The 19,013-nt window shown below is 70.8% G+C and carries 19 protein-coding genes; 8 read left to right on the top strand and 11 right to left on the bottom strand.

The features are described from left to right. The first annotated feature begins 14 nt into the window (after positions 1-14). Positions 15-1,253, top strand: a complete 1,239-nt coding sequence (locus tag OG574_RS13440) for a cytochrome P450 (protein WP_326773410.1) — start codon at positions 15-17, stop codon at positions 1,251-1,253. Between the two features lie 49 nt (positions 1,254-1,302). Here the strand turns inward: OG574_RS13440 and OG574_RS13435 are convergent, their stop codons facing one another. From OG574_RS13435 to OG574_RS13425, 3 genes are all read right to left on the bottom strand, one after another. Continuing rightward, positions 1,303-2,040 carry an SIR2 family NAD-dependent protein deacylase gene (locus OG574_RS13435; RefSeq protein WP_100591508.1) on the bottom strand — a complete coding sequence of 246 codons (738 nt, stop codon included), beginning with the start codon at positions 2,038-2,040 and terminating at the stop codon, positions 1,303-1,305. Positions 2,041-2,109: 69 nt separating this feature from the next. After that, entirely contained in the window at positions 2,110-2,607 is a 498-nt protein-coding gene (locus tag OG574_RS13430; protein ID WP_326773409.1) for an NUDIX hydrolase, read from the bottom strand. Positions 2,608-2,651: 44 nt separating this feature from the next. Next, positions 2,652-3,713: an ADP-ribosylglycohydrolase family protein gene (locus tag OG574_RS13425; protein ID WP_326778463.1), complete on the bottom strand. Its 1,062-nt coding sequence runs from the start codon at positions 3,711-3,713 to the stop codon at positions 2,652-2,654. A gap of 260 nt (positions 3,714-3,973) precedes the next feature. On the opposite strand from OG574_RS13425, the gene OG574_RS13420 reads away from it, so the two are divergent. Beyond that, a complete protein-coding gene (locus OG574_RS13420; protein WP_326773408.1) occupies positions 3,974-5,125 on the top strand; it encodes a glycerate kinase in 1,152 nt (383 codons plus the stop codon). 30 nt (positions 5,126-5,155) lie between these two features. Here the strand turns inward: OG574_RS13420 and OG574_RS13415 are convergent, their stop codons facing one another. Continuing rightward, positions 5,156-6,355, bottom strand: coding sequence for a PucR family transcriptional regulator (locus tag OG574_RS13415; protein ID WP_326773407.1), 1,200 nt, complete (start codon positions 6,353-6,355; stop codon positions 5,156-5,158). Between the two features lie 283 nt (positions 6,356-6,638). Between OG574_RS13415 and OG574_RS13410 the strand changes: the two genes are divergently transcribed. From OG574_RS13410 to OG574_RS13390, 5 genes are read left to right on the top strand one after another with little or no spacing between them, the layout of a single operon-like run. Beyond that, a complete protein-coding gene (locus OG574_RS13410) occupies positions 6,639-7,451 on the top strand; it encodes an ABC transporter ATP-binding protein (RefSeq protein ID WP_326773406.1) in 813 nt (270 codons plus the stop codon). 17 nt (positions 7,452-7,468) lie between these two features. Further along, complete coding sequence (locus OG574_RS13405; protein ID WP_442816924.1) at positions 7,469-8,299, top strand: ABC transporter ATP-binding protein; 831 nt, start codon at positions 7,469-7,471, stop codon at positions 8,297-8,299. Then, positions 8,296-9,186 carry a branched-chain amino acid ABC transporter permease gene (locus OG574_RS13400; RefSeq protein ID WP_326773405.1) on the top strand — a complete coding sequence of 297 codons (891 nt, stop codon included), beginning with the start codon at positions 8,296-8,298 and terminating at the stop codon, positions 9,184-9,186. The genes OG574_RS13405 and OG574_RS13400 overlap by 4 nt, the downstream gene beginning before the upstream one ends. After that, a complete protein-coding gene (locus tag OG574_RS13395) occupies positions 9,179-10,297 on the top strand; it encodes a branched-chain amino acid ABC transporter permease (RefSeq protein ID WP_442816819.1) in 1,119 nt (372 codons plus the stop codon). Before OG574_RS13400 ends, OG574_RS13395 begins: the two co-directional genes overlap by 8 nt. Then, entirely contained in the window at positions 10,294-11,577 is a 1,284-nt protein-coding gene (locus OG574_RS13390; protein ID WP_326773404.1) for an ABC transporter substrate-binding protein, read from the top strand. The genes OG574_RS13395 and OG574_RS13390 overlap by 4 nt, the downstream gene beginning before the upstream one ends. Here the strand turns inward: OG574_RS13390 and OG574_RS13385 are convergent. Next, positions 11,556-11,846, bottom strand: coding sequence for a PaaX family transcriptional regulator C-terminal domain-containing protein (locus OG574_RS13385; protein ID WP_326778460.1), 291 nt, complete (start codon positions 11,844-11,846; stop codon positions 11,556-11,558). The genes OG574_RS13390 and OG574_RS13385 overlap by 22 nt on opposite strands. Before the next feature lie 77 nt (positions 11,847-11,923). Here OG574_RS13385 and OG574_RS13380 point away from each other — a divergent pair, with 77 nt between their 5' ends. Then, positions 11,924-12,532 (top strand): zinc-binding dehydrogenase, encoded by a 609-nt coding sequence (locus OG574_RS13380; protein ID WP_326773403.1) that lies wholly within the window; start codon positions 11,924-11,926, stop codon positions 12,530-12,532. Positions 12,533-12,590: 58 nt separating this feature from the next. On the opposite strand, the gene pssA is transcribed toward OG574_RS13380, so the two are convergent. The 6 genes from pssA to OG574_RS13350 all read right to left on the bottom strand — a co-directional run bounded on the left by pssA (position 12,591) and on the right by OG574_RS13350 (position 18,996). Then, complete coding sequence (gene pssA, locus OG574_RS13375; RefSeq protein ID WP_100591520.1) at positions 12,591-13,445, bottom strand: CDP-diacylglycerol--serine O-phosphatidyltransferase; 855 nt, start codon at positions 13,443-13,445, stop codon at positions 12,591-12,593. After that, positions 13,432-14,088 carry a phosphatidylserine decarboxylase gene (locus OG574_RS13370; protein ID WP_100591521.1) on the bottom strand — a complete coding sequence of 219 codons (657 nt, stop codon included), beginning with the start codon at positions 14,086-14,088 and terminating at the stop codon, positions 13,432-13,434. The genes pssA and OG574_RS13370 overlap by 14 nt, the downstream gene beginning before the upstream one ends. 171 nt (positions 14,089-14,259) lie before the next feature. After that, the gene (locus OG574_RS13365) at positions 14,260-15,465 is read right to left on the bottom strand and encodes an acyl-CoA dehydrogenase family protein (RefSeq protein WP_100591522.1); all 1,206 of its coding nucleotides are present in this window, start codon (positions 15,463-15,465) and stop codon (positions 14,260-14,262) included. A gap of 2 nt (positions 15,466-15,467) precedes the next feature. Then, entirely contained in the window at positions 15,468-15,980 is a 513-nt protein-coding gene (locus OG574_RS13360) for a MaoC family dehydratase (protein WP_100591523.1), read from the bottom strand. Positions 15,981-15,985: 5 nt separating this feature from the next. Then, positions 15,986-16,951, bottom strand: a complete 966-nt coding sequence (locus OG574_RS13355; RefSeq protein WP_326773402.1) for an HpcH/HpaI aldolase/citrate lyase family protein — start codon at positions 16,949-16,951, stop codon at positions 15,986-15,988. Next, entirely contained in the window at positions 16,948-18,996 is a 2,049-nt protein-coding gene (locus OG574_RS13350) for a protein meaA (protein ID WP_326773401.1), read from the bottom strand. Before OG574_RS13350 ends, OG574_RS13355 begins: the two co-directional genes overlap by 4 nt. Positions 18,997-19,013 lie beyond the last annotated feature (17 nt).

Raw genomic sequence — 19,013 nt, 5'->3', positions numbered from 1 at the left:
CACGAGGACTCGCCATGACGCAATCCCCCCTGCACCAGATCCTGGACTACGCCAACCGGGCCAATCCGTACCCGATCTACGAAGAGCTGCGGAAGACGCCGGTCCTCCACGAAGAGGACGGGCCGTACGTGGTCAGCACCTACTACGAGATCCGCAGCCTCCTGCACGATCCCCGGATCAGTTCCGACGCCCGCAATCTGGCCTCGACCGCCCGCGACCCGCTGGCCGAGTCGTCCCAGGAGGACGAGAGCGCCCTGCCGCCGAGCTTCCTGCGGCTCGACCCTCCGGAACACGACCGGCTGCGACGCATGACGAACCGGCCCTTCGGCCCGCCGCACTCCCCCCACCGGGTCGACGGGATGCGCGGAGAACTCCATGGCATCGTCTCCGGCCTCATCGACGGCCTCGGCGATCCGGGCCGGATCGACCTGGTGGACCAGTTCTCCTACCCCTTCCCCGTGACAGTGATCTGCCGGCTGCTCGGGATTCCGCGCGAGGACGAGGCGCGCTTCCACACCTGGGCGGACACGATCGCCGCGAGCCTGGACCCCGACCCGGACGCGGATCCCACCGAGCGGGGCAAGACCTCGCACGACGCCCGGATGCAACTGGGCATGTACCTGGCCGGCCTGATCGAGGAGCGCCGCAAGAAGCCCGGGAACGACATGCTCTCGGAGCTGGCGACGGCCAAGGGCGAAGACGGCTCGATGACCACGATGGAACTCCTCAGCACTGCGGCGCTGTTGCTGATCGCGGGCCACGAGACGACCGTCAACCTGATCACCAACGGAATGCTGACCCTGCTGCGCAACCCCGATGTCCTGGAGCGGCTGCGTGCGGATCCACGGCTGGCCGTGCCCATCGTCGAGGAACTGCTGCGCTTCGAGCCGCCCGTACAACTGGTGCCGCAGCGCACCACCCTCGCCGACATCGAGGTCCGCGGAGTCACCATCCCCAAGGGCGCCTCCCTCTGGCTGGTCCTGGCGTCCGGCAACCGCGACCCTCAGCGCTTCGAGAATCCGGACCGCTTCGACCCGGACCGCGGGGACATCCAGCATCTCGGCCTGGGCAGCGGCATCCACAGCTGTTTCGGCGCACCTCTCGCCCGGCTGGAGGCCCAGTTCGCTCTGTCGGAACTGGCCCGGAGGCTGGAGAACCCACGTCTGCTCGAGGACCCGCCGCCGTACCGGCAGAACGCCGTGCTGCGCGGGCCGCGGCATCTGTCCATCGCTTGCGACGGGATCCGCCCTTAGGGCCTGTCCGGCGGATCAGCTCGGCGTCGCGGGGTCCGCCGGACTGGCCCTAGGGGTGCGCCATGCCGAGTCGGCGCAGCAGCTTCGGCAGCGCGGTGCCGATGGGTTCGCGGATGACTTCGTCGGCCAATTCGTCGTACGGCGTCGCCTCGGCGTTGACGATGACGAGCCGTGCCCCATGATCCGCGGCAACACCGGCGAGCCCGGCGGCGGGCTGCACCTGAAGGCTGCTCCCCACGGCGACGAACACCTGACACGCCTTGGTGATCGCGACGGCCTCACCAAGCACCACCGGATCGAGCCGCTCCCCGAACATCACGGTCGCCGACTTGAGGATCCCCCCGCACTCCAGGCACGGCGGATCGTCTTCCCCAGCCTCGACCCGGGCGAGGGCGTCCTCCATGGGCCCACGCGCATGACAGCCGGTACACACGAAACTCCGTGCGGAGCCGTGCAGTTCGAGGACCTTGCGGGCGGGCATCCCGGCGAGCTGGTGCAGCCCGTCCACGTTCTGCGTGATCACCCGCACGGGCACACCGGCCCGCTCCAGATCGGCGACGGCCCGGTGCGCGCCGTTCGGCTCGGCGGCAAGGGTCCGGTTCTTCCGCCGCATCTGCCACGACCGGCGCCGGATCTCGGGATCGCCCATGTAGTACTCGTACGTGACGAGCTTCTCCGCCTCCGGGTCGCGCCGCCACAGACCGTTCGGCCCGCGGTAGTCCGGGATCCCGGAGTCCGTGGAGATGCCTGCACCACTGAGAATCGCGACGAGAGGCTGCGTGCTCATGCCGCCGAGGGTAGGCGCCCCTCCGGGCGGACCGCGAGGCGATATCGGCGCGCGTCGCACCGGGCCGGGTCAGCTCACGCGGTTGCCGTCCTCCAGTTCGGCCGTTCCTTCGCCCCGCGTGAGGACGTCGAGGGCTGTGAGGACGCGGCGGCCGAGTGAGCCCGGCAGATACTCCGGCAGGTCGGGCCCGTCCACGAGGCGCCAGGAGAGCAGTTCCTCCTCCTGGAGCTTGATCGCCTTGAAGCGGTCCTCGTCCAGGACCCCGCCGTCGTACAGATAGGCCACGAGCGGCGGACGCGCGGCCGTGCCGGACACCCAGTCGACCGCGAGCAGCCGGCCGAGCTCCACGTCGAGGCCGATCTCCTCGGCGGTCTCGCGCCGGGCGCCCTGGCGCGGGGTCTCCCCGGTGTCGGACTCGACGGTGCCGCCCGGCAGCGCCCACCCGTCGCGGTAGTTCGGCTCGACGAGCAGCACGCGCCCCTCGGAGTCACGGAAGAGTGCGGCGGCGCCGCACAGGACGCGGGGGAGGCCCGCGATGTACGCGGCGAACTCGGCAGAGGCAGTCATGAGGGAAGCCTAACGACCGTGTGCCGGGGCCCGTGGCCGCCGGATCAGGCCTCGGCCAATTCGACCGTACGTGCCGCGAGTTCGCTGATCCGCGCGCCGTCGAACCCGAACACCGCGCTGCGCACCCGGTCCTCCAGCGGGTCCTTCCACTGCGCCGGGATCGCCGCAGCCCCGCACAGCACACCGGCCACGGACCCGGCCGTCGCGCCGTTCGAGTCGGTGTCCAGGCCGCCGCGCACCGTGAGCGCGAGGGTGCGGGTGAAGTCCCCGTCGCCGTACAGGAGCCCGGCCGTGATGACGGCCGCGTTCGGGACCGTGTGGATCCAGCCGAGCCCGGCCGTCTCCTCCTCCAGCGTCGCGAGCGTCTCCTCCCAGCTCAGCCGCGACTCGTGGAGCGTGGCAGTGCGGCGCACCGTACGGGCAAGTCGGCTGCTCGCCGGGATCACGGTGAGTGCGGTGTCGAGCGCGGCGCGCGGGCCCGGCGCCGTGAACGCCGCCGCGACGAGCGCCGCCGCCCACATCGCGCCGTACACGCCGTTGCCCGTATGGGACAGGACCGCGTCGCGGCGCGCGAGGGAGGCGGCGCGGTGCGGGTCGCCCGGACAGGTCCAGCCGAAGATGTCGGCACGGATCAGCGCGCCGATCCACTCCTGGTACGGATTGTCGAACGTCGCCGTGAGCGGCGGCTTCAGCCCGTTCGCGAGATTGCGGTACGCCGCCCGCTCCGCGGTGAACGTCTGCAGATACGGCAGCCTCATCAGCCACAGATCACCCACCTGTTCCGTGGAGAAGGCGAAGCCGTGCGTCTCCAGGAGGTGCAGGCCGAGGATCGCGTAGTCCACGTCGTCGTCCCGGCAGCTGCCGTGGATCCGTCCGCGTACGCACCGCCGCCACTCGGGGCGCAGCGCGAGGCCGTCGGACTCGTCGGCGGGTTCGGGCAGATAGTCGGTGAGCGGCAGGGCGGCGGCCCGCCGCAGATAGCTGTCGATGCGCGCCCGGGTCCAGTGCTCGCCCTGTTCCACCGGCTTGCCGAGCATGTTGCCCGCGATCCGGCCGAGCCAGCCGCCGAGCACCCGGTCCTGGAGGTCGCTGCCCACTGGGGTCATGTCTTTGGTGTACCCGATGAGGGGCCGCGGTGGGGCGAGGCGTTCCGGGCCGTGCGTCGGATCGTCCGGCACCGCGCCCGGCTGATCGATCATTTCCGCGCTCATGGTGCCCCGGTTTGAGTATGTATAGCGGGACTTATTGTCCGGGAGCGCCGTTTCGCGGACCGGACAGCCATGGGCAGCGGCCCCCACCTCCGGTTAAGGTCGCAGCGGCGCGACTGCCTTGCGCGAGCAAGGCGCGAAAGCAAGGGGAATGCAAGGTGGCGGACGCTGGAGTGACGGCGGAGCACGTGCTCATCGCCGCGGACAAGTTCAAGGGCTCGCTCACGGCCGTGCAGGTCGCGGAGCGGGTCACGGCCGGCCTGCGGCGGATCGCGCCCGGGGTGACGGTCGAGTCCGTGCCCGTCGCGGACGGCGGGGACGGCACGGTGGCCGCGGCCGTGGCGGCCGGTTTCGAGCGCCGCGAGGTCCGGGTCACGGGGCCGCTCGGTGACGAGGTCACGGCGGCGTACGCCCTGCGGGACGGCACGGCCGTCGTCGAGATGGCCGAGGCGTCCGGGCTCCAGCTGCTGCCCGAAGGCGTCTTCGCGCCGCTGACCTCGACCACGTACGGGTCCGGCGAACTGCTCGCCGCGGCGCTCGACGCGGGCGCCCGCTCCATCGTCTTCGGCGTGGGCGGCAGCGCCACGACCGACGGCGGCGCCGGAATGCTGGCCGCGCTCGGCGCACGCTTCCTGGACGCGGACGGCAAGCCCGTCGGCCCGGGCGGCGGGCCCCTCGCCGACCTGGCCACGGCCGACCTCTCGGGGCTCGACCCGCGCCTGGCCGACGTGGAGATCGTCCTCGCCAGCGACGTCGACAACCCGCTGACCGGCCCGAAGGGCGCGCCCGCGGTGTACGGCCCGCAGAAGGGCGCGACGTCGGACGACGTCGCCGACCTGGACGCGGCGCTGGCCCACTTCGCGCGGGTCCTGGCCAAGTCGATCGGCCCGAAGGCACTCGAATGCGCCGAATCGCCCGGCGCCGGAGCCGCCGGCGGCATCGGCTACGGCGCCCTCGTCGGCCTGGGAGCGGGCTTCCGGGCCGGCATCGAGGTCATGCTCGACGTCCTCGGCTTCGCGCCCGCGCTCGCCCGCGCCACCCTCGTCATCACGGGCGAGGGTTCCCTCGACGAGCAGACGCTCCACGGCAAGGCCCCGGCGGGCGTCGCCGCGGCGGCCCGCGCGGCGGGCGTCGAGGTCGTGGCGGTCTGCGGCCGCCTCGCCCTTCCCCCGGAGGCCCTGGGCCGCGCGGGCATCCGCCGCGCCTACGCCCTCACGGACGTGGAGCCGGACGTGGCCCGCTGCATCGCCGAGGCAGGCCCGATCCTGGAGACCGTGGCGGAGCGGATCGCCCGCGATTTCCTGGTGTGACCCGACGCGCGCCGGGGTGAGGGCTGGTCCTCACCCCGGCGAGAGCCGGTAGGCGTCGAGGGCCAGGGTCATCTCCATCAGGTCGCGCGGCCGGGACAGTGACCTGGACGTCAGCTGTTCGAGGCGGCGCAGCCGGTTGAAGACCGTGTTGCGGTGGCAGTAGAGACGGCCCGCCGCCCGGCCCGCCGAGCCCTCGCAGGACAGCCACGCGTCGAGCGTTTCGAGCAGCACCGCCCGGTCGCCCGGCTCCAGCGCGAGAACCTCGCCGAACACGTCCGTGACCAGGCGGCCCGCAAGCTCGGGCTGGCTGACCACCAGGGCCGTCGGCATGCGCCGGTCGAGCCGGACGATCCCGGTCGCGTCCGGCGGGCAGGTGCGCAGGGCGAGTTCGGCCAGGCGCCGCGCGTGCCCCAGTTCCGCGAGCCCGGCCACCACGGGGCTGACCCCGCCGGGCCCCGGGCACCGCCCGTCAAGGAGCGCCGTCAGCTCGTCCAGCCCCTCGCCGCTGCCGAGCGCGACCACACCGACCTCGCAGTCCGTCCGCATCCGCCAGATGAACCGGAAGCCCGGGTTCTGGATCCGCCGGTGGAACGCCTCGCGCCCGTCGCGCCGGTCGACGCGCAGCACCACCACCGCGTACGGGCCATGCTCCGGCAGATCGAGGCCGGCGGCGGCCCGCGCCGCCAGGCCCGGCGCGGGCCTGCCCTCGAGGAGCGCGTCGAGGAGCGCCTGCAACTGCTCGTCCGTGCGCCGCCGCAGCTCCATCTCGGTAGCGCGGTACGCCTCGGCCGCCGCCGCGGCCTGCGCGTCCACCGCCGCCCACACCATCGTCGCCGACCGCATGAGCACGGCCAGCTTCTCCGGGTCCTGCCCGGCGGGGCTCTCGAGCAGCGCGTCCCACACCAGATAGCCCGCGTTGCGGTACGCGTGCACGAGCAGGTCGACCGGCAGCCCCTGACCGGCCCGGCGCCGGCCCGACTCCTCCGCGTACTCCAGGTCCCGCCGGGGCGTCGTGCGCGGGGCGACGATCGTCTCGATGCCGATGCGCATCGCCTCCTCGGCCTCGCGCCACTGGACGTCGTACGGCAGCACCCGCCCGTACACCTCCGAGTACGCGGAGAGCTGGCGCAGATGCTCGTCCACCAGTTCCGGCACCCGCTCCAGCAACTCCGTGCACGTCTCCCTCAGAAGTCTCCAGTCCTGGCCGGTGCGAGGCCTGCGCCTGCTCATCGCCCCTCCCCACGGTCCACCGCGGCAAGGGCGTCGCGAGGTGGTCCCGTGCGGAGGATGTCACCGCACGGCCGCGCCCGGCAGGCCCCTGACGCGGGGTGTTGTGCCCGTGCACAACCGACGCCGGTGAGCGCTGGTCACCCGCAGCGATTCGCCCGCGGCCCGTGGACGGGCCGCCCCGGCGGTGCTGGGGTGAGCGCCACGCGGCGCACCGGCCCGCTCCATGTGGCGAGCGGCGGCACCTGAGCGGCGGCACCTGAGACACGGCACCTAGGGGGTACGGGTGGCAGATTCCGGACTGGTCGTCGACGGCGTGTCCGTCGGCTACGGGCCCGTACGCGCCCTGCGCGACGTGTCCCTGTATGTGCCCGAGGGCGCCGTCGTCGCGGTGCTCGGGAACAACGGAGCCGGCAAGTCGACGCTCCTGAGGGCGATTTCGCGCACCCTCGGCTTCCAGCGCGGCGCGGTCACCGCGGGCACGATCCGCTTTTGCGGCCGGCCCCTGGACGGGCTCGCCCCGGACCGGGTCGTCGCCGCCGGAATCGCCCAAGTCCCGGAGGGCAGGCGGGTGTTCGCCCGAATGACCGTGGCCGACAACCTGCGCGCGGGGGCGCTCGGCTCCGCCGGTTCCCGGGCCGCGAAGGCGACCGCCCTGCGCCGCGTCCACGAACTGTTCCCGGTCCTCGCCGACCGCGCAGCCCAGCGCGCGGGGCTCCTGTCCGGCGGGGAGCAGCAGATGCTGGCCGTGGGCAGGGCCCTGATGGCCTCGCCGCGCCTGCTGCTCCTGGACGAACCGTCCCTGGGCCTCGCGCCGTTGATGGCCGCGCGGATCGCCGAGACGGTCCTGGAGATCAACGCGCAGGGCACCTCGGTCCTGCTCGTCGAGCAGAACGCGGCCCTCGCGCTCCGCCTCGCCTCGCAGGCATACGTCCTCGACGTCGGAGAGGTCGCGGTCGAGGGCCCGGCGGCGGACCTCGCCGCGTCCGACGAGATCCGCCGCCGCTACCTGGGGGTCGTGGACGAGACGGCGGCCGCCGACGCGACCCGCGGCGCCGAGACGCTCCCGTCCCTGCCCCGCTGGGGAGGCCCGCGATGACCCCGGAGCCCGCACGGATGCAGCAGGAGTCGGGCCGGAACCCGATCGACGCGCGGCCCGCCCCCGGCACGCCCGACATCCCGCCCCTCCACGTCCGCGACCTCACCGTCCGCTTCTCGGGCCTCACCGCCCTCGACGCCGTCGGCTTCACCGTCCGCCCCGGTACCGTCCACGCCCTCATCGGGCCCAACGGCGCTGGGAAGTCGACCTGTTTCAACGTGCTGTCCGGTGTCTACCGCGCCACCGCCGGCAGCGTCCGCTTCGGCGAGCACGAGCTCACCGGGATGTCCGCCCACCGCATCGCCGGCCTCGGCGTCGCCCGGATCTTCCAGAACCTCGCGCTGCCGCCCCGCGACACCGTCGAGGACTGCCTGATGCTAGGCCGGCACCGGCTGACCAGCGCCGGGTTCCTGGCCGCCGGCCTGCGGCTGCCCGCCGCCGCCCGCGAGGAGCGCAGGCACCGCGAACGCGTCAGAGAGATCGCCGCGTTCGTCGGCATCGAGCACCAACTCGCCAGCCCCGCAGGCTCATTGCCGTACGGGCAGCAGAAGCTCGCCGAACTGGCCCGCGCCCTGTGCATGGAGCCGCGCCTCCTGCTGCTCGACGAGCCCGTCGCCGGGATGACCGCGCGGGAGCGCGCCCGTACCGCCGGTGTCATCGCCGGGGTCCGCGACAGCCTCGGCATCTCGATCGTCCTGGTGGAACACGACATGGGGGTGGTGATGCGGCTCGCCGACGCCGTGACCGTGCTCGACTTCGGCCGGCTCATCGCCGACGGCACCCCGGACGACGTACAGAACGACCCCGCCGTCGTCCGTGCCTACCTGGGAGAGGGAACCGCGTCGTGAGCACCTTCGTCGAACTCCTCCTCAACGGTGTCTCGTTGGGAGCCGTCTACGCCCTGATCGCCCTCGGCTTCGTCGTCATCTTCCGCGCCACCGAAGTGGTGAACTTCGCGCACGCCTCGCTGCTCCTCGCCGGCGGATACATCACCGCGTCGCTGCACGAGAGCCTCGGGTTCTGGCCCGCGCTGCTCGCCGGGATCGCGGGCGCCGCCGTCGTGGGCGCCGCGGTGGAGTTCCTCGTGATGCGCCGCTACCGGGGCTCCGACCACGCCGTCCTCGCCATCGTCACCATCGGCGTCGACATCCTGCTCACCACGGAGCTGACGCGCCGCCTCGGCACCGACGTCCTCTCCCTCGGCGACCCGTGGGGCGACGACGTGCTCACCGTCGGCCAGGTCTCCGTCGCCCACACGCGGATCGCCGCGTTCGTGGTCGCCGCGCTCCTGATCACGGTCTTCCTGCTGGCGTTCCGGTACACGTCGTGGGGCGTCGTGATGCGCGCCGCCGCCGAGAGCCAGGAGACCGCCGCGCTGATGGGCGTACGCCTGGGCAGGGTCTCGCTCGGCGCCTGGGCCGTGGCCGGGGGACTCGCGGCCGTGGCCGCGCTCTTCCTCACCGTCTTCCCGACCCCCGGCCTGGAACGCGCCACGTCGCTCGCCGCCCTCAAGGCGTTCCCCGCCGCGATACTCGGCGGCCTCGACTCCACCACCGGCGCACTGGTCGGTGGCCTCCTCGTGGGTGTGACCGAGTCCATGGCCACCGGCTACCAGAGCGAACTCTCCTTCATGGGGCGCGGGCTGGGCGATGTCGCGCCCTATCTCGTGATGACCGCCATCCTGCTCATCAGGCCCGCCGGCCTCTTCGGCACGAAGGAGCCCGCCCGTGTCTGAGGCCGTCACCCGCACCGAGCAGCCCGCGCGCAGGTCCGTCCGCCGGCCCGCGTTCCTGGCCCGCCGCCGCACCTACGTGTGGGCCGCGGGGGCGGTCCTCCTGCTCGCCCTGCCCTTCTACGTCGACCGGTTCTGGCTCCAGGCGGGCCTGTTCGCGATGGCGGCCGCGATCGGCGCGACCGGCCTCAACCTCCTCACCGGCGCGACCGGCCAGCTCTCCATGGGCCACGCGTTCTTCCTGGCCGTGGGGGCGTACGGGTACTGCGTGTTCGCCGGAGACGGTGACGGAGCCGACGGCCTGACCGGGCTCGGGCTGCCGACCTGGCTCGCGGCCGTCCTCGCGGTCCTCGTCGCCGGGGTCGCGGGCGGCGTCTTCAGCCCCATCGCGGGCCGTCTGCGCGGCGCCTACCTCGGCATCGCCACCCTCGCCCTGATCTTCATCGGCCAGCACGTGCTCTTCAACGCCCGCGACCTGACGGGCGGCTTCAACGGACGCGACGTACCGCCCCTGCACCTGTTCGGGCTCACCTTCGACGACCGTGAACTCGTCGTCGCCGCCGTGCCGTTCGGGTCCGCGGAGAAACTCTGGTACTTGGGGCTCGTACTGCTCCTGGCCGGCGGACTCTTCGCGCGCGGCGTGCTGCGCGGCCGCCCGGGACGCGCCATGAACGCGATCCGCGACCACCGCGTCGCCGCCGGGGTCATCGGTGTGCCCGTCGCCCGCTACCGCGCGTCGGTCTTCGTCCTGTCGTCGATGTACGCGGGCCTCGCCGGGGTGCTCCTCGCGCTCGTCTTCCAGCGGACCGTGCCCGAGTACTTCGGCATGACGCTGTCCCTCGACTACCTCGCCATGATCGTCATCGGCGGGCTCGGCTCGGTGTCGGGCGCCGTCATCGGCGCGGCCTTCGTCTCGCTGCTGCCCCAGATCCTCACGCGCTACAGCGATCTGCTCCCGCTCGTCTCCGCGCCGGGGACCGGCGGGATCGCACCGGGCGAGGCGGCCCGGTACCTCTACGGCGCCGCCGTCGTGGCGGTGGTGCTCTTCCTGCCCGGCGGCCTGGTGAGGATCACCGCCCGGCACGGCAGGCCAACTCCCCAGGAGGACACATGACGTCCCGCGCAACCACCCTCAGGGCCGCCGCGCTGGCGGCCGCCACCCTGCTCGCACTCACCGCGTGCAGCTCCAAGGCGAAGGACACCGGAGGTGACGGCGACAAGGGCGGCAAGGCGGGCGCGGGCGGCGTCAGGACCGGAGAGGGCATCTCCGGGAAAACGATCACGCTCGGCGCCCTCACCGACATGACGGGCGTCTACGCCACCCTCGGCAAGAGCGTCACCCAGGCGCAGCAGCTGTACGTGAAGCAGACGAACGCGGCCGGCGGCATCTGCGGCTACAAGCTGTCCCTCACCGTCCGCGACCACGGCTACGACCCGCAGAAGGCCGTCGCCGGATACACCGAACTGGCCCCGAAGGTGCTCGGCTTCACCCAGTTCATCGGCTCGCCGTTCGTCGCCGCGGTCAAGCAGCGCATCGACGGCCAGGACAAGGGCCTCGTCCTGCCGCAGGCCTGGTCGGCGAGCCTGCTCGGCAGCCCGTACGTGCGTGTCATCGGCTCCACGTACGACCTGGAGACGATCAACGCGATCGACTTCCTGATGAAGGAGAAGGGCCTCAAGAAGGGCGACAAGCTCGGGCACGTCTACTTCGAGGGCGATTACGGCGAGAGCGCGCTCAAGGGCTCCCGCTACATGGCGGGGAAGTCCGGCCTGACCGTCGTCGAGCAGAAGATCAAGCCGACGGACAACGACATGACGGCACAGGTCGCCGCCCTGAAGAAGGCAGGCGTGAAGGGCATCGTGATCAGTGCGGGCCCGCGCCAGGCGGCCTCCCTCGTCGGGGTCGCCGCGGCCGGCGGCTTCGACGTGCCCGTCATCGGCAACAACTCCGCCTTCGCCCCGCAGCTCCTCGCGACCCAGGCGGGTCCCGCGCTGATGAAGAACTACTACGTCGCGTCCCCGTCCCTGCCCATCGGCGCCGAGACACCCAAGGCGCAGAAGCTGGTCGCGGACTACAAGGCGGCCTATCCGAAGGACTCCCTCGACAACGGCGTCGTGGCCGGCTGGACCGCGGCCTCCGTCTTCGGTGACGCCCTGAAGAAGGCCTGCGCGAGCAAGGACCTCACCCGCGAAGGCGTCGACAAGGCGCTCCTGACGATCGACGCCTTCGACAACGGCTTCGGCGTCACCCAGAACTTCAGCGACCCGAAGGCCCCCTCCTCGAACCAGTCGGTGATCCTTCAGCCCGACAAGTCGGTGACCGGCGGGATGAAGGTCGTACGCGAGGCGCAGGAGTCGGAGGTCGCCAAGGGCTACACACCGCCTGTGGCCTGATCCCCGGTGAGGCCGCGCCAGTAGCGGTCGGCGGGCTCCCGCAGCGCCCGCCACGCGTCGACGAACAGCCGGGTCGCTGCGCGGCCCGGCCAGTCGTCCGGCAGCAGCGCGCCCGGAAGCCGCGGATCCCGCTCGAACGTCCCGCGCCAGGCGTGCACCAGCCGGGTCCTGGCCACGAAAGCCGCCGCGTCGCCGGACGCGTTTTCTGCCGCGCGGAGGTCACCGAAGCGCTCCGCGAACCGCTCATGGCTCTCCCGGACCGCGGCCAGGTTCCAGGCTCGCTCGATGAGCCGCGCGTGGTCCGGGGTGTGCGACGTCAGCCACAGCGCGAACCGAGCCGCTCGCCGTGGGCTTCGGGAACGTCGCGCGGGCCGCGCCCGAGCCCGGCTCCGGGGCCGTCGTCATCGGGGCGGGGCCGATCGGCCTCGGAGCCGTCGCCGCGCTCGTGGAGCGGGGCGTGGCGCCCGTCGTCGTATCGGAGCCGTCCCCGAGGCGGCGTGCTCTCGCCGAGCGCTTCGGAGCGCACGTGTGCGTCGACCCGGCCGCACAGGACCCCTTCGACGCCTGGCGGGCGGCCGCGCCCGCGGACACGCCGCTCACGGTCCTGGAGTGCTCGGGCCGGGCCGGCATGTTCAACGAGATCCTGCACAGGGCGCCGCGTCAGACGCGGGTGCTCCTGATCGGGGCCTGCATGACGGAGGACGTCTTCACCCCCGTCGTCGGCCTCTACAAGGACATCACCGTAACCATGTGCATGGCGTACCCGCCGGAGGAGTTCGGCAGGACCTTGGACCGCATCGCGGACGGCACGATCGACGCGGTCGCGCTCGTGACGGGCCGGGTGGGCCTCGGCGGCGTGTCCGCGGCCCTGGACACGCTCCGGCAGCCGGACGACCACGTGAAGGTCCTGGTACGCCCGGGCCTGCCCGGCACCGGCCTGCACCCCGCTCCCTGAGACAGCCGAAGGGCCCCGAACCAAGCGGTTCGGGGCCCTTCGGCTGTACGGGTACGGGTTACGGCAGCTGCGCGGCGCGTGCCTCGCGGCGGTTGTCCCGGAAGTTGTTCACCCTCCGGGCCGTCGCGAACAGCGGGATCACGGCGCCGAGGACCAGCTGGAGCGCGCAGCCGGTCTGGAGCAGCAGCTGGCCGCCGGGGGCGTCGAACGCCCAGGCCGCCAGGAGCCCCATCGCCGCCACGATCCACCCCAGCATCGCGACCGCAAGCGGACCGCGCGGCTTCGGGTACTCGACACGGCTCACCATCAGCCAGGCCGTACCGATGATCGCGAGGACCGTGGCCACGAACGGCAGCTCGAGGAGCACGATCGACACGACCGTGAGCGCCCCGAAGGGGCTCGGCATGCCCTGGAAGGTGCCGTCCTTCACCGTCACGCACGAGAATCTCGCGAGCCTGAGCACGACGGCCAGGAGCACCACGATGGCGCCCACCGCCGCCACCCGCTGATGCGCGTCGTCCGCGACCATGCCGTACACGAGGACGAAGTACGCGGGTGCGAGGCCGAAGCTGATGAGGTCCGAGAGGTTGTCCAGCTCGGCGCCCATCGGCGACGAGCGGAGCTTGCGCGCCACCAGGCCGTCGAACAGGTCGAAGATCGCCGCGGCCAGCATCAGGATCACGGCCGTGGCCGCGCTGTGCCGGGCCATGCCCGACTCCTGGCTGCCCTGGAGGTGCGGGATCAGGATGCCGGTGGTGGTGAAGTACACCGCCATGAAGCCGCACGTGGCGTTACCGAGCGTGAGGGTGTCCGCTATCGACAGGCGCAGTGAAAGCGGCATTTCCTCCGCTTCGTCCGCCTCCTCGGCCTCGGGCACCCACCCGGCCTGCGTCTCTGGATCAGTCACGGTCAATGCGAGTCACCCCAGCCACGGTCTTCTGGCCGACCTCGAGTGCGACCTCGACACCCTCGGGGAGGTAGATGTCGACGCGCGACCCGAAGCGGATCAGACCGATGCGCTCGCCCTGCTCGAGCTTGGTGCCCTGCGGGACGTACGGGACGATCCGGCGGGCGACCGCACCGGCGATCTGCACCATCTCGATGTCGCCGAGCTCGGTGTCGAAGTGCCAGACAACGCGCTCGTTGTTCTCGCTCTCCTTGTTGAACGCCGGGACGAACCCGCCGGGGATGTGCTCCACGGACGTCACCGTGCCCGCCAGCGGCGCGCGGTTGACGTGGACGTTCAGCGGGCTCATGAAGATCGCGACCCGGGTCCGCCCGTCCTTCCACGGCATGATGCTCTGCACCACGCCGTCGGCCGGGGAGATGACCCGGCCGGGGGCGATCTCACGCTCGGGGTCGCGGAAGAACCACAGCATGCCGGCCGCCAGAGCGGTGGCGGGTACGGCTACTGCGGCGGCCTTCTTGGAGCGACGCGAACGGGCCAGGCTCAGGGCGGCTGTGGCGACGGTCGGCAGGAGCCACGGCGATGCTCCGCGCGCAATGCGTCCACCCAGGACGCCGTCGCGTGGTGCAGAGGTTTGGCTGTGGGGCATGGATGACCTTCGTAGCGGATGATGCCGCGCTCTGTACGGGGGGACGGCGGCTTTTCCGGGATGCTATCGGTTGCGAGCCACAACTGGGCAAGCCAGGAAGCTGAGTCGGCGGCTGAAGAGTGCTGACAGGGTGTGATCTTCTTCTCGAACAAAACACCCTGTAGCGGACATTCAGCCCTGGAATCGATACTCCTCGAGCAGGCGGCGGCCAATGATCATTTTCTGGATCTCGGCGGTACCTTCACCGATCAGGAGCATCGGGGCCTCGCGGTAGAGGCGCTCGATTTCGTACTCCTTGGAGAAGCCGTAGCCGCCGTGGATCCGGAAGGCGTCCTCGACCACTTCCTTGCAGTATTCGGAGGCGAGGTACTTCGCCATCCCTGCTTCGAGGTCGTTTCGTTCCCCGGAATCCTTTTTGCGTGCTGCGTTGACCATCATCGCATGGGCGGCCTCGACCTTGGTAGCCATCTCCGCGAGCTTGAACTGGATGGCCTGGTGCTGGGCGATGGGCTTGCCGAACGTGTGGCGTTGCTGGGCGTAGGAAACTCCCAGTTCAAACGCACGCTGCGCGACACCGCAGCCACGTGCCGCGACATTCACGCGGCCGACTTCCACTCCGTCCATCATTTGGTAAAACCCTCGGCCGGTCTCGCCGCCGAGCACCCGATTGGCCGGAATGCGTAGTCCGTCCATGATGAGTTCGGTCGTGTCGACGCCCTTGTAACCCATCTTGTCGATCTTCCCCGGAATGGTGAGGCCCGGACGGACCTCTCCGAAGCCGGGCTCCTTCTCGACGAGGAAGGTCGTCATCGACTTGTGGGGCGCCGTGCCCTCCGGGTGTCCTTCGTCACTCTTGACCAGGACGGCCACCAGATTCGACGAGCCGCCGTTCGTCAGCCACATCTTCTGGCCGTTCAGGACGTACTCCTCGCCGTCCTTCACCGCCTTCGACGAGATCGCCGACACGTCCGAGCCGAGCGCCGGCTCCGACATCGAGAACGCGCCGCGCGTCTCGCCCAGCGCCATGCGCGGCAGGAAGTAGTCCTTCTGCTCCTGCGTGCCGTGCTGCTTGAGCATGTACGCCACGATGAAGTGCGTGTTGATGATGCCGGAGACCGACATCCAGCCGCGGGCGATCTCCTCGACGCACAGCGCGTACGTGAGAAGGGACTCGCCCAGACCCCCGTACTCCTCCGGGATCATCAGGCCGAACAGGCCCAACTCCTTGAGGCCGTCGACGATCTGCTGCGGGTACTCGTCGCGGTGCTCCAGCTCGGTCGCGACCGGGATGATCTCCTTGTCCACGAAGTCGCGGACGGTGGAGAGGATCTCCTGCTGGACGTCGGTGAGACCGGCGGTCTGGGCGAGTCGCGCCATGGCTACTTCTCCTGCTCCTTGAGCTGGGGGCGGCCGGGCTGCTCGCCGCCGCGCTCCTTGATGTACGTCTCGGTGGGGACCATCACCTTGCGGCGGAACACGCAGACCAGCGTGCCGTCCTGCTTGTAGCCCTTGGTCTCCACGTAGACGATCCCGCGGTCGTTCTTCGACTTCGACGGCGTCTTGTCGAGGACCGTGGTCTCGCCGTAGATCGTGTCGCCGTGGAAGGTCGGCGCGACATGGCGCAGCGACTCGATCTCGAGGTTCGCGATCGCCTTGCCCGACACGTCAGGGACGGACATGCCGAGGAGCAGCGAGTAGATGTAGTTCCCGACGACGACGTTCTTGCCGAAGTCCGTCGTGTTCTCCGCATAGTTCGTGTCCATGTGGAGCGGGTGGTGGTTCATCGTCAGGAGACAGAAGAGGTGGTCGTCGTACTCGGTGACGGTCTTTCCGGGCCAGTGCTTGTAGACCGCGCCGACCTCGAACTCTTCGTAGGTGCGTCCGAACTGCATGGTGCTCAGGCCTCCGGCGCTTCGAACTTGGAGGTGCGCTGCATGCCCGCGGCGCGTCCCTTGCCGGAGATGACGAGGGCCATCTTGCGGCTGGCCTCGTCGATCATCTCGTCGCCCAGCATCGCGGAGCCCTTCTTGCCGCCGGCCTCGGACGTGTAGAAGTCGTACGCGTCCAGGATCAGCTCGGCGTGGTCGTAGTCCTCCTGCGAGGGCGAGAAGATCTCGTTCGCCGCGGCGACCTGGTCCGGGTGCAGCACCCACTTGCCGTCGAAACCGAGGGCCGCGGCGCGCTTCGCGACCGCCTTGTAGCCCTCCTGGTTGCGGATCTGCAGGTAGGGGCCGTCGATCGCCTGGAGGTTGTTGGCGCGGGCGGCCATCAGGATCTTCATCAGGATGTAGTGGTAGGCGTCGGCGTCGTAGCCGGGCGGCTGCTCGCCGACGACCAGGGACTTCATGTTGATGGAGGCCATGAAGTCGGCCGGGCCGAAGATGATCGTCTCGACGCGCTGGGAGGCCGTCGCGATCGCGTTGACGTTGTTGAGGCCCTGCGCGTTCTCGATCTGCGCCTCGATGCCGATCTTGCCGGTCTCGAAGCCCATCGTCTTCTCGATCTGCGTGAGCAGCAGGTCGAGCGCGACGATCTGCTGGGCGTCCTGGACCTTCGGCAGCATGATGCAGTCGAGGTTCTGGCCCGCGCCCTCGACGACCGTGACGACGTCGCGGTACGTCCACTCGGTCGTCCAGTCGTTCACACGCACCACACGCGTCTTGCCCGTCCAGTCGCCCTCGTTGAGGAACTTGACGATGGTGTGCCGGGCCTCCGGCTTGGCGAGCGGCGCGCAGGCGTCCTCCAGGTCAAGGAAGACCTGGTCGGCGGGCAGACCCTGGGCCTTCTCCAGGAAGCGCGGGTTCGATCCCGGGACCGCGAGACACGAGCGGCGGGGACGGAGACGGTTGATGGGCGCGGTCATGCGGGGACCTCCAGAGGGTCGAGCTTGTTCGCTTGCCGGATCTCGTCGACGATACGTCCGATGATCTCCGTGATGCCGAAGTCCTTGGGGGTGAAGACGGCGGCCACGCCCGCGCGCTTCAGGTCCTCGGCATCGCCGTTGGGAATGATGCCGCCGACGATCACGGGGATGTCGGCGGCGCCCGCCTCGCGCAGCCGGTCGAGGACGTCGGGCACCAGCGCGGCGTGCGACCCGGAGAGGATCGACAGGCCGACGCAGTGCACGTCCTCGGCGAGCGCGGCGGACACGATCTGTTCGGGCGTGAGCCTGATGCCCTGGTAGACCACCTCGAAGCCCGCGTCACGCGCGCGTACGGCGATCTGCTCGGCGCCGTTCGAGTGCCCGTCGAGGCCCGGCTTGCCGACCAGGAGGCGCAGCTTGCCGCCGAGCTCGTCGCCGGTGCGGCGGACCTTCTCGCGGACGAGGGCGAGCGGCGTGCCCGCCTCGGCGGTGACGGCGACCGGTGCCGACGAGACGCCTGTGGGGGCGCGGAACTCGCCGAACACCTCGCGCAGTGCCTGTGACCACTCGCCGGTGGTGACACCCGCTCGGGCGCATTCGAGCGTGGCTTCCATCAGGTTCTCGGTGCCGGCCGCGGCCTCCTTCAGGCGCTCCACGGCCTGCTGGGTGGTCGGGTAGTGGTACGGGTCGCCCATGCCCTGCCGGTCGCTCGACTCCTGGCGCGTGGTGCGCCACTCGTCGATGGCCCGCACGACCCGCGACTCGACCTGGTGATCCACCGTCATGATCGCGGCGTCCAGGTCGGCGGTGAGCGGGTTCGGCTCGGTCGACTCGTGGATGTTCACGCCGACGATCTTCTCCTCGCCGCCCTCGATCCGTGCCCGGCGCTCGGCGTGCGAGGAGACGAGCTGCGACTTGAGGTAGCCGGACTCGACGGCGGCCATCGCGCCGCCCATCTCCTGGATCCGCTCGATCTCGGCGAACGAGTCGGCGACGAGCTCGTCGACCTTCTTCTCGATGACGTGCGATCCCGCGAAGATGTCCTCGTACTCCAGCAGGTCGCTCTCGTGCGCGAGGACCTGCTGGATGCGCAGGGACCACTGCTGGTCCCAGGGGCGGGGCAGGCCGAGCGCCTCGTTCCAGGCCGGGAGCTGGACGGCGCGGGCGCGTGCGTCCTTGGACAGCGTCACGGCCAGCATCTCCAGGACGATGCGCTGGACGTTGTTCTCCGGCTGCGCCTCGGTCAGGCCCAGGGAGTTGACCTGGACTCCGTAGCGGAACCGGCGCTGCTTCGCGTTCTCGATGCCGTACCGCTCGCGTGTGATCTGGTCCCAGATCCGCCCGAACGCCCGCATCTTGCACATCTCCTCGATGAAGCGGACACCCGCGTTCACGAAGAAGGAGATGCGGGCCACGACGTCCCCGAACTTCTCGGCGGGGACCTGTCCTGAGTCGCGTACGGCATCGAGAACGGCGATGGCGGTGGACATCGCGTACGCGATCTCCTGGACCGGTGTGGCCCCCGCCTCCTGGAGGTGGTAGCTGCAGATGTTGATCGGGTTCCACTTCGGCATGTGCCGGACCGTGTACGCGATCATGTCCGTCGTCAGCCGCAGGGAGGGAGCCGGCGGGAACACGTGCGTGCCCCGCGACAGGTACTCCTTGACGATGTCGTTCTGCGTCGTGCCCTGGAGCTGGGTGATGTCCGCGCCCTGCTCCTCCGCGACGACCTGGTAGAGCGCCAGGAGCCACATGGCGGTGGCGTTGATGGTCATCGAGGTGTTCATCTGCTCCAGGGGGATGTCCTGGAACAGCCTGCGCATGTCACCGAGGTGCGAGACCGGCACCCCGACCCGGCCGACCTCGCCGCGGGCGAGGATGTGGTCCGGGTCGTAGCCGGTCTGCGTCGGCAGGTCGAACGCGACCGACAGACCCGTCTGGCCCTTGGCGAGATTGCGCCGGTACAGCTCGTTGGACGCCTCAGCCGTGGAGTGACCGGCGTACGTGCGCATCAGCCACGGCCGGTCCTTCTGGCGCTCAGTCATGTTCCGCTACTCCTCGG

The sequence above is a fragment of the Streptomyces sp. NBC_01445 genome (assembly GCF_035918235.1).
In the GTDB taxonomy this organism is placed as follows: Bacteria; Actinomycetota; Actinomycetes; order Streptomycetales; family Streptomycetaceae; genus Streptomyces.
The sequence above is the reverse complement of the archived record's forward strand: the minus strand, read 5'-3'. Positions and strand labels throughout refer to the sequence as shown.